Raw genomic sequence first — 17655 nt, 5'->3', positions numbered from 1 at the left:
TTTTAGCCTTTTATTTGAAGTGTTTTTTAACTATATTTTATGCTAAGCTAAATACAAAGAAAGAACATATATAATCTATGAAATTTTAAATTTTAGGGGTAGTTAGATGATAAAAATTACTGAAAATAGCCTAAGAGATGGACACCAATCTTTACTTGCAACAAGAATGCGAACTGAAGATATGATAGAAGCTGCGAAGATTTTTGAGCAAATAGGATTTTATAGTGTAGAAGTATGGGGAGGAGCGACTTATGATACTTGTTTGCGTTATCTTAAAGAAGATCCTTTTGAGAGACTTGCAACTTTTAAAGAAATTTTCAAAACCACTCCTATTCAAATGCTTTTAAGGGGGCAGAATCTCATTGGTTATCGCCATTATGCAGATGATGTCGTTTGTGAGTTTATTAAGCTTAGTGTGCAAAATGGCGTAGATATTTTTAGAATCTTTGATGCACTAAACGATATAAGAAATCTTAAAACTTCCATAGAGGAAGTTAAAAAGCAAGGCAAACACGCACAAGGTGCAATTTGCTACACCACTTCTCCTGTGCATACCATTGCAAATTTTGTAGAATTCGGCAAAGAGCTTGCAAAAATGGGGTGTGATTCTTTGGCTATTAAAGATATGGCAGGATTGCTTACTCCAAATATGGCTTATGAACTCACTAAATCCCTAAAAGAAGAAATAGGATTGCCCTTAGCACTTCACACTCACTCTACAGCTGGTTTTGCATTTGGCTCTCATCTCAAAGCAATAGAAGCAGGGATTGATATTGTGGATTTATCTAATTCTGCACTTGCTGAGGGCACAAGTCATCCTTGCACACAATCAATGGTTGCTACTCTCAAAGACACTCAATGGGATAGCAATTTGGATTTATCTTTGATGGAAAAGGCAGCTGAAATCCTAAAGAAAAACCGCAAAAAATACAAAAAATTTGAATCGCCTTACAATCAAATTGATACGCGTGTGCTAGTTAATCAAATCCCTGGTGGAATGATTTCTAATATGGCAAATCAACTAAAAGAGCAAAATGCTTTGGATAAAATGGATGAAGTTTTATCTGAGATTCCAAATGTGAGAAAAGATTTTGGTTATCCTCCGCTTGTTACACCCTCTAGTCAAATTGTAGGAACCCAAGCGGTTTTAAATGTTCTCACACAAACACGCTACAAAACACTCACCACAGAATCAAAAAATATTATCAAGGGGTATTATGGTAAAACTCCTGCCCCAATTTCACAAGAATTGATTCAAAAAATTAAAGCCGAGGGTGAAGAAATTATCACGCAGCGTCCAGCTGATAAGTTACTTCCAGAAATGACAAAAGCCATAGAAGAATCTAAAGGATTTGCAAAAAGTCCGACAGATATTATTTCTTATGCGATTTTTGGAAGTATTGCCAAAACTTTTTTAGAAGAAAGAAATCAAGGATGTTTAGCACCAGAAGCTTTAAGCACTTTTGAAAATGAGAATAGTCCTATGCCAAAAGATTTTATGATTAATTTACATGGAGAGAGTTATCATATTAAGGTAGAAGGAAGTGGCTCCAAAGATGAAGAAGTGCGACCTTTCTTTGTTCGTGTTAATGGAGATTTAAGAGAAGTCTTTGTAACTTCTAATGAAATCAATACAGAAAGAAAAATTAATAAAAATACAGATTCTTTGCCACAAGCAAGTTTGCCTGGACACATCATTTCTCCAATGCCTGGAAATCTCACAAAATTAAAAGTAAAAGTGGGGGATATCATTAAAGAGGGTGATATAGTAGCCATCGTAGAAGCAATGAAAATGGAAAATCAAGTTCTTGCTACAAAAGGTGGAAAAATCAAAGAAATCTACGCTAAAGAAGGGCAACAAATTGATGCCAATTTAGCTATTATGCTTGTTGAATAATGCAAACTTTAAGTGTCAGTGAATTAAATTCACAGATTAAAGGCTTACTAGAAGCAACTTTTTTGCAAGTGAGTGTGTGTGGAGAGGTGAGCAATTGCACTTATCATTCTAGTGGGCATATTTATTTTTCACTCAAAGATAAAGATTCTACACTTAAATGCGTGATGTTTAGGGGAAATGCGCGTTATTTGAAATTTAAAATTGAAGATGGTATGGATTTGATTTTAAATGGGGGCATTACTCTTTTTATTCCGCGTGGAGAATACCAACTGAATTGCTTGAGTGCGATTCCAAGCGGTGTGGGTGAGCTGACACTAGCCTATGAGCAACTTAAAAAAGAATATGAGAAAAAAGGCTATTTTTTAAACAAAAAGCCCCTTCCAAAATTTCCCAAAAGAGTAGGGCTAATCACTTCAAAAAGTGGTGCGGTTTTGCACGATATGCTAAGAGTTGCACAAAAACGATGGAATCTTGTGGAATTTATTTTGTTTGATACTTTGGTGCAAGGAGAGGGTGCTAAAGAAAACATTGCTAAAAATATTCAAATGGCTGATTCTTTAAATCTTGATTGTCTCATTTTAGCTAGGGGTGGAGGGAGTTTAGAGGATTTATGGGCTTTTAATGAGCCTTTAGTGATTGAAGCAATTTTTTTAGCAAAAACTCCTATTGTTTCTGCTATTGGACATGAGCCAGATGTAGTTTTAAGTGATTTTGTCGCTGATTTGCGCGCGCCAACGCCTAGTGCTGCTATGGAAATCTTATTGCCCGATAAGATAGAATGGCTTATGCGACTTGATTCTATGCAAAAAACTATGGAAAATAAAATCCAAAACCTTTTAGAGAAAAAAAATAAAAAATTAGAATATTTGGAAGTTTTATTGCAAAAAAATTCTTTTTTTGAGAAAATCAAAAATCATAAACAACAACTTTTAACTTTGCAAAAATTCCTTACACAAGCTATTGAATCAAAAATAATTCCGCATCGTTATACTCTAGAATCAACCCCTTTAATTTTAGAGCAAAAAATAACCAAGATTCTAGCAAACAAGATTAATCAAATCGCACTCCTAAAGGCAAAGTTAGAATCTAAAAATCCACAAAACAATCAAAAAACGGGCTATGTTTATGCAAGTTTTCAAGGCAAACCTGTTTTGAAACTTAGCGAAATCACGCCAAATTGCCTATTAACCCTAGAAGATTTAAGCGCAAGTGTGCAAGTTCAAGTTTTAGATAAAAAACTTATTACTTAAAATTATCTTCAAACCAAGCGGCAATTTCACTTCGAATCGTTTGCTTAAGGATGATTCCAGCTAAGAAATCAGAATGTTTGGCTTTATTAAGTAGGCTAACTAAGCCATTACGATATTTACTTAAATAAGGATGATCAATCTGTGCAGGATCGCCTAAAAAAACAATTCTAGAATCCTCTCCCATTCTTGTTCCAACAAGCTTAATTGTTGCATTAGAAGCATTTTGTGTTTCATCAAAAATTACAAATTTTTTAGCAATGCTTGTTCCACGCAAATGTGCAATATCCATAACTTCAATGTTATGCTTTTGGATAAAATATTCTGTTGCTTCTTTATTTAATATGCTATTAGCATTGCCTTTGTATTCAATTCTTTTAGCCAAAGATTCTTTTTGCATTTTGGTAATCATAAAATTAATAGCACTAAAAAGAGGATACATAAAATAATTTAATTTTTGCCCTTCATCGCCTTTGCGAAATCCAAGCTCTGCTTCTTTGTCATTGGCTGTAATAGTATTTCGCATATAAACAATCCCATTAACTTCCCCTTTTTTAAGTAAATGTAATCCTGCTTGAAGTGCAATGAGTGTTTTCCCACTCCCTGTAGCACCACTACAAATGGTTACTTTATTTTTGGGATGAGTTAAAAGAGAATAAAGAAATTTTTGTTCCAAATTAATAGGGTTAATATAAAGCTTATCTTCTAAAATTTTATCAAAATTCAATTCAACAAATTCATTATTAAGCTTTACTCCATAATGTCTCTTACCAGTTTCATAAAGAGAACTATCAGTATTATCTTCTTCAGTGATTTCAAATAAGCTCCAGTTTTTAAGCATTGCAAAATTAGAATCTTTTTCTAGGGAATCTTTAATGGAATTTTTATGAGCCTTAAAAGAATGTAAAAAGTTAATGGCTTGAGGGTTTTCAATCCTATCACGCATAAGAGATTGAGAAATAAGATTATTAGAAATCGCATAAACTTTAAGAGAAATATCATTAGTCAATAAAATAAGATTATAATCCCTAGCTATTTCTAGAATCCTAGCATCATTAAGACCATAATCTAGAGCGTAAGTTTTGTATTTTGGACGATGAATGATATGCAGAGGGATTTTAATGTTATTAGACAAAAAAGAAATGCAATGAATTTTGTCTTGATTAATGGCTAAAAGTTCAGAATCTTTTGATTCATCACTTAAAACATTTCTAAAAAATTCTCTTGCAAAAAAACCGCTTTGGTTATTTAAATCTTTCTTTTTATCCAATTCACTTAAGGTAACATCACAAATTGCGATATGATTTTCACCATTTTGATAAAGAAAGAAAAGGTTTTCTATATCATCTAAAATAATGGAAGTGTCAATAAGATAAGTTTTACTCACTTATTGGCAGCCTTCACATTCAATACTTCTATCAATTGCACTAGTAGTGTTTTCTGCTTCAACGCTTTGAGATCGTAGATAATAAGTTGATTTTAATCCTAATCTCCAAGCTAAGCTATAAATATCATTGAGATATCGACCACTTGCTTTATCTAAAGAAATAAAGATATTTGTGCTTTGCCCCTGATCAATCCATTTTTGGCGGATTGCCGCAGCTTTAATAATAAGGGTTTGATCAATTTCATAAGCAGAAGTATAATAATTCCAATTTTCCAAACTTAAATTAGGAGCGACCACTGGAATTAATCCACTTAGATTTTCTTCAAACCATTTGCGTTTATAAATTGGCTCAATAGTTTGGGTTGTTCCTACTAAAATAGAAATAGAGCTTGTAGGTGCGATTGCCATAAGGTAGCCATTACGGATTCCTTTTGTTTTGACTTCTTCTCTTAATGAATCCCAATCATAAACAAAACCAAAAAGACCGCCTCTATCTACTAATGCTTTTGCTTCAGAATTGGCTTTATCTATTGGAAAAATACCTTTTGACCACGAAGAATTTGCAAAATCATTATAGACGCCCTTTTCTTGTGCGAGTTTGCAACTTGCACTAATTGCATTATAGCTAATCATTTCCATAATCTCATCAATTTTTTCTAGATGCTTTTGGCTACCCCATTGAATTTTATTTTCAGCTAACATTTGAGCTTCACCCATCACTCCAAGTCCAATTGCCCTAGTGTCAAGATTGGTAACTTTCACTTTGCGATTAGGATAAAAGTTTAAGTCAATCACATTATCAAGCATTCTAATGGCAACTGGGACAACGCGTTCAATATCTTCTTTAGTGTTGATTTTAGAAAGATTAATAGAAGCAAGGTTACATACAGCAGTTTTGCCATCTATGGATTCTCTTTGAGCGATGAAGACTTTTTTACCATTGATGCTATCTGTGGAGGTAATTTTATTAGATGATTTAATAATGCCACAATCTGTCTTAACTTCTTGATATTCTTCATAATCCTCAATAGTGCCATCTTCAAATTCAACTCGAATAAAACATTTATTGGGTTCAGTGTTTTGAAAAATTTCTGTGCAAAGGTTAGAACTTCTAATAATTCCAGTGTGTGAATTAGGATTTGCCCTATTGGCATTATCTTTAAAACATAAAAAGGGAGAACCCACTTCAAAATAGCTTGTTAAGATTCTCTTCCACAAATCTTTTGCTTTAATAGTTTCTTTAGGAATATCTGGATTATTTTCATATTCTTTGTAGCGTTTTTCAAAAGCTTCACCATAAAGATTGGTTAAATCTGCACAAGTTAAGGCATCAAAAAGATTCCACAAACCATCTTCCGCAACACGCTTCATAAATAAATCTGGAATCCACAAAGCAGGGAATAAATCGTGAGCTCTGCGTCGTTCTTCTCCACTATTTTTCTTAATATCTACAAAATCAAAAATATCACTATGCCAAGGCTCTAAATACACGGCAATAGCACCTTTTCTAGTGCCTAACTGATCCACTGCAATAGCAATGTCATTGGTAATTTTCAAAAAAGGTATCACTCCACCTGCAGCGTTTTTATGTCCATCAATAAAGCTTCCCAAACCTCGAATTTTAGAGAAATCCCAACCAATTCCTCCGCCATATTTACTTAAAAGTGCCATTTCTTTATAAGAATCAAAAATACCTTCAATATTATCTGGTGTGCTTCCAATATAACAAGAACTTAGCTGATGGCGTGGTGTTCGTGCATTGGATAGAGTAGGGGTAGCAGCCATCACTTCAAATTTTGAAAGTAAATCATAAAATTGCTCTGCCCAATAAGTTGGATCTTTTTCATTTTGAGCTAAAAACATTGCTATTGCCATAAACATATGTTGTGGTAATTCAATAGGTTGCCCTTTTTTATCTTTAAGCAAGTATCTATCATAGAGGGTTTTAATACCAAGGTAAGTGAATTGTAAATCTCTTTTAGGATCAATTTTTAAATTAAGTTTTTCAAGGTTAAATTTCTCTTTCATACCCTTGATGATTCGATTTTCTTTTTCCCCAATCTCTAAGTATTCTTTTAAACTTTTATAGCCATTAAATCCATTAACTCTATGATAAAGATCATACAAAAATAATCTAGCCGCAACAAAAGTCCAATTAGGGCAATCAATATCAATTTTATCTACAGCAGTTTTAATAAGCGTTTGCTGAATTTCTTCTGTGGTAATTTTATCACGAAAATGCAATTTAGCATCAACTTCTAATTCACTTTGAGAGACCCCTTCTAATCCCACCACTGAATCACGAGTATATTTTTGGATTTTAGTAACATCAAGCGGCTCGATTCTTCCATCTCTTTTAATAACTGTTAGCATACTATCCCCTCTATTGTCTTTGCTTTTATTTGTTTTTTCTTTTTCTTTGTGTTGGATCAAGCACTTTTTTGCGGATTCGGATATTTTTTGGAGTAACCTCTAAGATTTCATCTTCTTCAATCCACTCTAAAGCTCTCTCTAAATTTAAATCTCTTGGAGGAGTGAGTTTGATAGCATCATCACTTCCACTAGCACGCATATTAGTTAAATGTTTCGCTTTCACAGGATTAACATCTAGATCATTTTCTCTTGAGTGTTCCCCAATAATCATTCCCACATACACTTTAGTTTGTGGTGGGATAAACAAAACTCCTCTTTCTTGAATATTTCCCAAAGAAAATGGAGTAGCTTCTCCATTTTCCATAGAGATTAAAGCACCATTATTTCGGGTTTCAACATTGCCACTAAAGGGGCGAAACTCTAAAAAGCTATTATTCATTACCCCTTCTCCTTTAGTATCTGTTAAAAACTCACTTCTATAGCCTATTAATCCCCTTGCAGGAATTTCAAATTCTAATCTTGTATAGCCTTCTCCCATTGGATTCATCGCTTTAAGTTCAGCTTTTCTGCGTCCTAGTTTTTCAATCACGCTTCCAGAATAATCTTGAGGCGTATCAATCACTAAAGATTCAAAAGGTTCGCATTTTTGCCCATCAATTTCTTTGATGATAACCTCAGGGCGTGAAATACTAAATTCAAAATCTTCGCGTCTTAAATTTTCTGCTAGAATCGTGATTTGCAACTCACCCCTACCACTTACTTTAAATTTCCCTTCACCCAATTCTTCAACTTTCATAGCAATATTAGTTTGCATTTCTTTTTCTAAGCGTTCTTTGAGTTTATTAGCTGTAACATGTTTGCCTTCTAATCCTGCAAAAGGTGAATCATTAACCGCAAAATTAACACTCATTGTTGGTTCTTCTAAGTGCATAGGATCAAGTGGAATAGGGTTATTAGGATCAACAATAGAATCACCCACATTGACAGAATGAAAACCTGCTAAAGCAACAATATCACCTGCTTGTGCTTCATCAATTTCGGTTCTTGCTAAACCATAAAAACCAATGAGTTTGGTAATTTTTCCTGTGATTTTCTCTCCATTGCTTTTTGCAAGCATTACATTTTCGCCTTTTTTAACTTTACCATTAAAGATTCTAGCAATCCCAATCTTACCTACATAATTATCATAATCTAAAGTAAAAATTTGAATTTGCAAAGGATTTTCTTTGTTTCCGCTGGGAAGCGGCACATGCTCTAAAATCGCATCAAAAAGTGGTCCTAAGTCTTTTTTTTCATCTTCTAGATTCTTTATTGCATAACCATCTCTTGCAGCAGCATAAACCACCGGAAAATCTAGCTGTTTTTCATTAGCTCCCATAGCAGCAAATAAATCAAAAACTTCATCAATCACTCTATCTGGTTGTGCTGCTGGTTTGTCAATTTTATTCACTACAACAATAGGGCAAATCCCTAGTGCAAGTGCTTTTTTAACAACAAACTTAGTTTGTGGCATTACTCCTTCTTGAGCATCCACTAGCAATAAAACACCATCAACCATTTTTAAAACACGCTCAACTTCTCCCCCAAAATCGGCGTGTCCGGGAGTATCTATAATATTAATCTTGGTATCTTTATATCTAATGGCGGTATTTTTAGAAAGAATGGTGATTCCTCTTTCTTTTTCTATATCATTGCTATCCATTACACGCTCATCGATTTGTTCATGACTTGCAAAAGTCCCTGATTGTCTAAGCAATCCATCAACTAAAGTGGTTTTTCCGTGATCAACATGCGCGATAACTGCGATATTTCTTATTTCCTGCATACATTTCCTTTGATTCTAAAAAAGATTTGGAATTCTAAACCAGTATTGCTTAATTAAAAATATTACAAATTCTTGTGTTTTGTCAAATTTTGTTAGTCTCTAAAAATGGAATATAAATTGCTTATTTAAGTGAAATTAAATCTATTTTATGAGTGGTTAGAATTTAGCAATGATACCTATAATTGAGACAGAAAAAAACAATCAAACAAACCTTTTATCAAAGCATTCCAAAGGCGAGGAGGGCAAAGGAGATTTTGCAGAACTTTTCGGTTTATTAACGCAAAATACTCAAGAAATAGAATCGCCTCATAATAAAATCTCTAAAACAACCAACAAAAAAGAAAGCAAAGAGAGTTTAAATCTTGAAAGCAAAGAGAATCTTGATTTAAAAACTGATTTAAAAATGAATAAAAAAAATGATAAAAATGGAGATTTTAGTTTTAATATTAATCAAGAATCTAATCTTAAAAATGAAGAGAAAAAATCACTCAAAACTACACAAATTCTTAACCCTAAAAACCCAAAGGAATTATTGGAATTTACCAAAGCGCAAAATATTCAATCTAGCACAAAAACCCTAAAAGACATTACCCAAATAGCCAATAAACTTCAACTTAATTTGCAAAAAATAAGCATAATAAAAGATGAAGCTCAAAAAGAAATTTCTATCAAAAATATTACCAATCAACAAGAAACACAAATTTTACAAAAATCCACAAAAACCCTTTCAAATAAACAAGCAGATAATCTTTTAAATATGATTTTACAAGATAAAGAATTGTTATCAAAAGCCTCTAAAAAATCCGAATCAAATCAAAATCTTAAAAATAAAGAAATACTAGAATCAAAAGATATTCCTTTAACAAAAATCCAAAATTCAAAAATAGCAAAGATGGGTGATGAAATTTTAGAAAAAGAAATATCATCAAAAACTTCAAAAAAGCTAGAAACCAAAGAGACTAATCAAGCTTTAAATACAAAAGAAACACTTAAAAAAGATAATATTAAACCAGAAATAAAAAATTCCCATAAATTTAAAGAAAATGAAATACCAGTTAGTTCCAATAAAACAGATAATCCTAGTAAAACATTGGAAACTAAAGAAATGCCAATAAAGGATAACATTAAACAGGAAAATATTATAAACATTAAAAAAGAAAATCTCAAGGAAGAAATGAAAGATAAAAATCAAATAAAAAATTTCTCTCAAAAAACAATAACAGAAGAGAAGCAAACACAAGAAATTCGAAGTGAAATAAAAAAAGAAAATTCTTCCGCACAAGATAAACAAACTAAAAACAAAAAAGATCCATTTTCTAAAAAAACAACAAAAGAATCTTTAGAGACTATTTCTATCAAACAACAAAAAAAGACTACTCAAGATTTAAACAATAAAGATATTCTAATGAAGGAAGAAGTCAAACAGGAGAATGTCTCAAGTTTGAATGCTAACCTTACAAATATCTCCAATGAAGAATCGCAAAAATCTCAAAATTTCTTAGAGAATTTATTAAAAATAGAAATTCCACAAAAAACAAAAAATATTAAATATGAAGATCTAGAAAAAGAGACAAAAGAGAAAAAAACAAACAAAACACATCAAGAAATTTATCAAAGTAGTGTGCAAAATCAAAATAATTTATTATTAAGCCCTAGAGAAACTTTTGCACATTTTAGCGATAAATTAAGAGAAGCACTACAAAATTACAAACCTCCTATTACCAAAATCTCTTTGGAGTTAAACCCAGAATCATTAGGTAGTGTAGAGCTCACTATTACTAAAATTGGCGATAAAATTAATGTGCAAATTGGATCCAACCAAAATGCCCTACAGCTTTTTATGCAAAATATGCAGGATTTTAAAAATCAACTTAATAATGTTGGTTTTAGCGAAGTTACAATGGATTTCAAAGATACCGGAGGTAATAGTTTCTCACAAAATAATGGGGGAAATTTTAGTGATTCTAGACAACAAAATTCACATCAACAGCAAAAAAGGAACGAAAATGGCTTACAAATTTATCAACAAGCCGAGGAAACCAATCGGGAAATTTCTCATTTGGATTTGAGCTTTTCATATTATGCTTAAAAGGAGTGCAAAATGACAATTTCAAGCAGCAATAATTATTTAAATTATACCTCAGATGCAACTGCAAGAACTGCACAAACAAAAACAGGGGAAAATGATACTATAGAGAACAACACAAGCTCTAATACTTCAACAGATACTTCTACAGACAATAGCACAAGCACTGATAATTCTACTAATAATAGCACCGGAAGCACTAATAATAGTAGCGGTAGCACTGATAGCAATAATTCAAATACTTCTAGTAATTCTGGGACAGGTAGCACAGGCGGAGTATTTCCCGGTGATACTCCTATCGCAGAAGAAGAGGATGATAACAATGGATTAGGCACAGAAGCCTTTATGAAATTATTTTTAGAGCAACTTAAAAATCAAGATCCAACTGCACCAATGGAAACTCAAGAAATACTTACACAAACCGCACAATTAACACAAGTAGAAGCACAAACTCAAATGAAAAATGCTATGGAGCAAATGACAACAACTATGCAATCTATGCAAGAAACCAACGAAAAAACAATTGAAGCACAAGAAAAACTAATTGAAACACAAGAAAAAATGTTAGAAACGATGGGTGTTTTAGCAGGAAGCATTCAAGATAGCAGTATTCTTGGTGGATACAATACTGTTGGTATGATAGGCAATATCGCTGAAACCCCTTACACTGCCCTTAATGTAGAAAAAAATGAAGCCATTAAATTTGAACTTTATTTTGATGAGCCTATTGATCCAACCAAAGGACAACCAAAGATTACAATTACTGATAAAGATAATAATGTGATTCGAGAGATTGACTTAGCACAAAAAGATGAAAATGGAAATTACATTTACCTTAACAAAGAAGGTTATGTAGAATTTGAATGGGATACTAGAGATAGCAAGGGTGCTTATGTAGGTAAGGGAGACTATGTGGTCAAAGCAGAATACAACCTAGATCCCAACACTAATCAATACAAAGAAACTCAACTTGGGAGAGGTGAAGTGCAAAGTATCTTGTTTGATTCTGGAGTGCCTTATGTGAAGTTAGGAGATCACTTAACAGTGCCAATTATTTATGTAACTTCTTATTATAAAAAAGACTAAGGGGGAAGCAATGGTAGGATCACTTTATAGCGGAATCAGCGGAATTAAAACTCATCAAACTGGTATTGATGTAACTTCTAATAATATCGCCAATGTTAATACTACGGGTTTTAGAGCAAATTCTCCGGAATTTAAAAGTCTTTTTTCAACACATTTAAATTATGTTAATTCCAATTCCCCTGTGGCTAATGATTATAATTATGGTGTTACAATTGGATCTAATGCCATTAATACTAATGATGGAACTTATGTTAATGCCGATGGGGATTTTAATGTTGCTTATAGTGGAAAAGGTTGGTTTGTAGTAGGCTTAAATAAAAATGGTGCATTTGATATTACTAATCCTGATTACACTGGAGCACAACAAAATTACTTTACTCGTGATGGATCTTTTAGCTTAGATGGAGAAGGCTATTTGGTTAATTCAAGTGGCTATTATATGTATGGGATTAATTTAGGAAAAATAGCTGCTGATGGCACTCTCACTGGAGCTAATAATTTGGAACAAGATTATGATAATTTAGGAGGATCGGTATTAGAACCCATTCAAATTCCAAAAGAAATGCATTATCAACCAACACTAACAACACAAGTTAATCTTGCAGTGAATTTAAATCGCACTCAAAATGCCCAAGGAATTACAGCTTTGCAAGATGAAAATGGCAATTTTAGTATGGAAAAATTCCTTGCACTTGATATGAATTCGTTAATGGATTCAAGTGGAAAACTCATTGATGCTAAAAATTATAAAGATATTACTTTTAGTGTTGAGCAAAATGGGGAAACAAAAAACTACACTTTTACCTATGGGGCAGAAGGAGAAAATGGATTTAAAACAACTGGAGAATTAATAACATTAATCAAAGAAAGAACCGGACTTGACTTGGCTTTAAAGTTAGATAGCTTAGGAAATCCAAGTGATTGTTCTTTGTATCTTAGTAATAATACTATGCAAGAAATGACTTTAAGCATTAGTGGAAGATTGGCTCAAAAACTTGGATTAAGCACCAATAATGAAACCTTAGAATCCGCCTTTCAATCTCAAGTGGAAACTTTTACAGAAAACACAAATTATCCTAATGGTGCTTATGTTAATTATGGAGGAATCATTTTCCAAAAAAATGGAGAAGGGCAAGATGCAGGGAATCCTATTGATAATCCAGAATCTTGGACATTAGTTGATTCAACTAAAGTAGCTAATTATAAAGAAAATTCCGAATACAATGAGGGAGACTTTATTGTCTATGAAGGTAAAATCTACCAAAGAAGTAATGAGCCAATTACTATGGTAGAAGATCCAGAAACCGGAGAACTTATCGCCCAAAATCCAGCAGAAGACACAATAGGGTGGAAAGAAATTGGAGAGAATTCAAGAGGAATGATTACAGAATATGAAGCAGGAACTACTTATGAAGAAAATGCAATGGTTACTCTCAATGGAATTCTCTATCAAAAAACAAATGGAGCAGGTGATACAAATCCTTTAGAAGATGCAAGTGGTTGGAGAATCTTAATGACTGACTCCCTAGATAGCACACAGCTTAATGTCGCTACTTATGAGACTAACACAGAAGTGTATAGTGATTCAGGAGAAAAATTTATACTCAAAAGCCAATATATCTTGCTAGAGCAGGGCGATCAGACAGCAACTCCACCTATTAATGAAAGATGGGAAGTAAAAAGTGCAATTTATGATAACACTGGAAAAACAATGATAAGCGAGAATCCAGTTTTTAGCGAAATCTCTTTCAATGCAGATGGCACTCCTAATGCCGAACCTTTTGAAGTTGCTTTTCAAAATGGTAGTATTCAAGTCAATCTAGCTCAAAGTGATGATGGAAAATTTTCTAGTAATTTTGCCTATACAGATTCTGCGCTTAAATCTGCTACACAAGATGGAACATCTTCAGGAATTATGAATGATATTGTTATTAATGAAGATGGAATTATTTTGGTAAATTTCACAAATGGAAAAGTTGAACCTATTGGCAGAATAGGAATTGCTGCTTTTGTAAATGATCAAGGCTTAAGCAAAGTAGGGGGGAATCTCTTCAAAATGAATGCAATGACAATTAATGGAGAAACTTCCGTAGTGAGCGGACCGCCTTTATTAGCGTGGGAAGAAACAGGTAATGCGAGTTTAAAATACGGACAAGTGCTTGATCATATGCTTGAAACAAGCAATGTAGATACAGGAACAGCCCTTACTGATTTAATTGTCTATCAAAGAGGCTATCAAATGAGTGCAAAATCAATTACAACAGCCGATCAATTAATGCAAGAAGCTATCCAGCTCAAACGCAGTTAATCCCCAAGGCAATGAAATAACTCATAATCTTGGCTTTTAGCCAAGATAGGGTGGCAATGGGATTTGGTATTCACACTTTTTTAGACTTTGATTTATATTTTATTTTCTCTCAAATATTAATGCAAATTTATGCTAGAATCATTTTTATAAGATTAAACTAAAGGCTTATTTTGTTTTTCAAATTCAAACTCCAAAATTACAAGCGTTGTGAAAATTGCTCAAGAGAAAGCCCAGAAGATGACGCGAAATTTTGCATATTTTGTGGAAAAGAGCTAAATCACCCAGCCAAACAAAAGCTACTTTATATTTATGATAAAAATCCAGCAATCATAGCGGCATTTCTAGCCAAAATGGCAAAGCTTGATAACGCTTCAATCTCACGCGATTTATCTAGATTCATCTCTTCCTTGCTTGATAAGATTGATTTGTTTTATTCCAAAGATTATGGCGATTTTAGAAGCTCCTATGCAGAAGTTTTTGCACTTGAAAAAAGCGGTGGTAGAAGCATTAGCAAACTTTGTTCTTGTATGCGTATTTCAAGTCAGCAAGAAGTGGATTTTTTGATATGTATTTTGCTTGATCTTGCCTATTTTGATAAACAAATGAGCGATAGTGAAAACACCCTAATAGAGAGTATTATCATAGGGCTTGGACTAAATCTCATAGTTTTTAGAGAGCTAAAGATAAAATACGAGCAAATCTATCATTTTACTTCAAAAGAGCAGAATCGCCAAAAGCAAGAAAATGATTCTAAAATGACTTTAAAACAAGCCTATGAGATTCTAAAATCACGCGAATATGATGACTTTGAAACAATCAAGAAAAACTATAGAAAACTCGCTAGAGAATATCACTATGACAATCTCTATTCCAAAGAACTTCCACCCGAGCTTTTAAAAATAGCCCAAGAAATGATGAAAAAGATTAATCTAGCCTATGAAATCATAAAAGAAGCAAGGGGGGTGTGATGCTTATTTGTAGTCGCTGTCATACCAGAAATTTGGACATAGCTAATTTTTGCAAAGAATGCGGAAGTAATGATTTATACGATCCACAAGCAGAAGAAAAACGCGAAAAAGAAAGGCAAAGACAAGAAGAACTAAAAAGAGCAGAAGAAGAAAGACAAAGAATACAAGAAGCAAAAAGGCAAAAGGCTAGGGAAGAAAGAGAAAGAAGAATCAAACAAACCAAAAAATTTTTCAAACAAAATAAATATAAATTCTTAATTAGCGGCTTTGTTTTAGTTTTAGCGATTCTAGTGAGTTTGTATCAGTATTACTATGGCGGAAAATACAGCAGGGTTTATATGAGTAACCTTGAGAAACAATGCTACACTAATGATGAGAAAAGCTGTGAAATGCTCCGCAATATCTACAAAGAAAAATGCGATGGGGGCGACAAAGGAGCTTGTCTCAATGCCTTTATACACAACCACAAAGATTTAAAAGCTATCAAAGTCAATGATAATTGGAATCTTATCAATGAAAACAACGAAACCATAGCTAATATTACAGATTTAATGCAAAGTTATGCTAAGATTAAACTCAATGGAAAATATGGCTTTATAGATAAAAGCGGAAAAATTGTCATCAAACCAAGATTTTGGGCTTTTCATGGACAACTTATCGCAGTTGAACTTAATAAAAAATGGGGTGTTATAAGTAAAAATGGGAAATTTGCCATCAAACCACAATTTGATTCGGCTCAGAGTTTTGACGAAGGACTTGCTAAAGTTGAACTCAATGGAAAATGGGGCTTGATAGATAAAAATGGAAAATTTATTATAGAACCAAAATTTGATTGGATTGAGGATTTTAGTGAAGGACTTGCTAAAGTTGAACTCAATGGAAAATATGGCTTAATAGATAAAAGCGGAAAAATTGTCATCAAACCACAATTTGATGATGTTTGGGATTTTAGCGAAGGACTTGCTAGAGTTGAACTCAATGGAAAATATGGCTTAATAGATAAAAATGGAAAAATTATCCTAGAACCACAATTTGATGAGATTGGCGATTTCACACCCATTGGAATCCAAATCAATGGAAAATGGGGCACAATAGATGAAAATGGTAAATTCATCGTTGAATAAGGCTCTGTAAGCCTTATTTTATGCCACTATTACATTATTTCAGTGGTGGCTTTGAGCTTTTGTTTATCAAAGTGCGTATAGATTCTTGAAGTCTCTACACTTGCGTGTCCTAGGGCTTCTTGGACTAGCACCAAATCTTGGCTTTTTTGATAGAGTAGGGTAGCAAAGGAATGTCTTAGCATATGTGCGCCATTTTTCTCTTTACGGATTCCATTAGTTAGCAAAACCTGCTCAACAATGCGACTAACATAGGCTTGTGTGAGTTTTTTGCCTTTGTGATTACAAAAGAGCAAATCATTTTCAACTTCATTGGGGCGCGAATTAATCCACAAAGAAAAATCGTTGCTAATGTTTTTTGCCTTTATCATCACAACGCGCGGTTTATTGCCTTTGCCACGCACTTGAATCACATAAAAATCGCCATCTAGCGTAATGTCTTTGATTTTGAGATTTAATGATTCTCCTACGCGAATGCCGGTGTAAATAATCACTTTTAGCAACAAGCGATTTCTAGCCCCTAAATCTTGGTGTTTAAAGGGATAAGTATCAATGCCTTTTAAAAATCTCTGCACTTCCTCTTCTATCATATAAGAGGGGAGTTTTTGTCCGCTTTTTCCGCGTAGTCCTCCCCAGTTTTTTAACTCAATCCTAAAGATATAAGAAGTGCCATCATCATCTTCATTTTGCTTATCAATAAAGCCAAAAAAGTTAATGAGCGCGACACGATAGTTTTTTTTAGTAGCATCTGATAGTGAGCTTGTATTGATAGTCAAAAACTCTTTAAGCATTTCTTCATCTACTTCTTTTAGTGAAGCCAAACCCAAATAATTCAAATATTCATACAGCTTTAATAGCGGAATAATATAAGTGTTGATTCCGATTAATCCTGCATTGCGACATTGTTTGCAGATTTCTTGGATTTCTTGAATGCTTTTAACGCCTTTGCGTAAAAAATTAAGCGGCATAATAATATCTTTTTTGTTTTGCACTTGATGATTTGAGAGACTATTGAGTTTGCTATACACAAAGCGTTCAATCCAAAATAACAAGTTTTCTGCAAAATCATCTTTAAAGTCAATGGGATAACGCATATCTTTTCCTTAAGAATATTTTAAATCCTGATTTGAATCTGATTTGAATTTGTTTCAATCCGATTCAAGCTGAATCTTAATCAAGATTAAGATTCATAGACAAGATTTTACCAAGCTATAAAATAATAGATAGAATTATATCAAAAGATTCTAATATTTTGTATTGAAAACTATAATTTTCAAACTTTTATTTTTAACCGCTCCCCAAAGTGTCTTTTTGCACTCTTTACTATTATTTCCGAAAAATGCTAGAATCCGCAAAA

General features: G+C 33.1%; 11 protein-coding genes. 7 read left to right on the top strand and 4 right to left on the bottom strand.

The features are described from left to right. The first annotated feature begins 106 nt into the window (after nucleotides 1–106). Entirely contained in the window at nucleotides 107–1897 is a 1791-nt protein-coding gene (gene oadA / locus HCAN_RS05375; RefSeq protein ID WP_006655738.1) for a sodium-extruding oxaloacetate decarboxylase subunit alpha, read from the top strand. After that, nucleotides 1897–3147 carry an exodeoxyribonuclease VII large subunit gene (gene xseA / locus HCAN_RS05370; protein WP_006655737.1) on the top strand — a complete coding sequence of 417 codons (1251 nt, stop codon included), beginning with the start codon at nucleotides 1897–1899 and terminating at the stop codon, nucleotides 3145–3147. The genes oadA and xseA overlap by 1 nt, the downstream gene beginning before the upstream one ends. On the opposite strand, the gene HCAN_RS05365 is transcribed toward xseA, so the two are convergent. The 3 genes from HCAN_RS05365 to typA are packed head-to-tail and all read right to left on the bottom strand — an operon-like array spanning nucleotide 3140 to nucleotide 8729. After that, a complete protein-coding gene (locus tag HCAN_RS05365; protein WP_006656884.1) occupies nucleotides 3140–4531 on the bottom strand; it encodes a PhoH family protein in 1392 nt (463 codons plus the stop codon). The two genes, xseA and HCAN_RS05365, sit on opposite strands and share 8 nt — an antisense overlap. Beyond that, nucleotides 4532–6904 carry a ribonucleoside-diphosphate reductase subunit alpha gene (locus HCAN_RS05360; protein ID WP_006655735.1) on the bottom strand — a complete coding sequence of 791 codons (2373 nt, stop codon included), beginning with the start codon at nucleotides 6902–6904 and terminating at the stop codon, nucleotides 4532–4534. It lies immediately after the preceding gene. Between the two features lie 25 nt (nucleotides 6905–6929). After that, the gene (gene typA, locus HCAN_RS05355) at nucleotides 6930–8729 is read right to left on the bottom strand and encodes a translational GTPase TypA (RefSeq protein ID WP_006655734.1); all 1800 of its coding nucleotides are present in this window, start codon (nucleotides 8727–8729) and stop codon (nucleotides 6930–6932) included. A 169-nt stretch (nucleotides 8730–8898) separates the two neighbouring features. On the opposite strand from typA, the gene fliK reads away from it, so the two are divergent. The 5 genes from fliK to HCAN_RS08135 all read left to right on the top strand — a co-directional run bounded on the left by fliK (nucleotide 8899) and on the right by HCAN_RS08135 (nucleotide 16301). Beyond that, entirely contained in the window at nucleotides 8899–10818 is a 1920-nt protein-coding gene (gene fliK, locus HCAN_RS05350; protein ID WP_006655733.1) for a flagellar hook-length control protein FliK, read from the top strand. Between the two features lie 12 nt (nucleotides 10819–10830). Next, nucleotides 10831–11901 carry a flagellar hook assembly protein FlgD gene (gene flgD / locus HCAN_RS05345; protein ID WP_006655732.1) on the top strand — a complete coding sequence of 357 codons (1071 nt, stop codon included), beginning with the start codon at nucleotides 10831–10833 and terminating at the stop codon, nucleotides 11899–11901. Between the two features lie 10 nt (nucleotides 11902–11911). Further along, nucleotides 11912–14209 (top strand): flagellar hook-basal body complex protein, encoded by a 2298-nt coding sequence (locus HCAN_RS05340; protein ID WP_006656883.1) that lies wholly within the window; start codon nucleotides 11912–11914, stop codon nucleotides 14207–14209. A gap of 167 nt (nucleotides 14210–14376) precedes the next feature. Further along, complete coding sequence (locus HCAN_RS05335) at nucleotides 14377–15177, top strand: DnaJ domain-containing protein (protein WP_172617273.1); 801 nt, start codon at nucleotides 14377–14379, stop codon at nucleotides 15175–15177. Continuing rightward, complete coding sequence (locus HCAN_RS08135) at nucleotides 15177–16301, top strand: WG repeat-containing protein (RefSeq protein WP_006656882.1); 1125 nt, start codon at nucleotides 15177–15179, stop codon at nucleotides 16299–16301. Before HCAN_RS05335 ends, HCAN_RS08135 begins: the two co-directional genes overlap by 1 nt. A 29-nt stretch (nucleotides 16302–16330) precedes the next feature. On the opposite strand, the gene HCAN_RS05320 is transcribed toward HCAN_RS08135, so the two are convergent. Next, entirely contained in the window at nucleotides 16331–17392 is a 1062-nt protein-coding gene (locus tag HCAN_RS05320) for a tyrosine-type recombinase/integrase (RefSeq protein ID WP_006655727.1), read from the bottom strand. Nucleotides 17393–17655 lie beyond the last annotated feature (263 nt).

The sequence above is a fragment of the Helicobacter canadensis MIT 98-5491 genome (assembly GCF_000162575.1).
GTDB lineage: Bacteria > Campylobacterota > Campylobacteria > Campylobacterales > Helicobacteraceae > Helicobacter_D > Helicobacter_D canadensis.
This window is presented reverse-complemented; position numbering and strand designations above follow the sequence as displayed.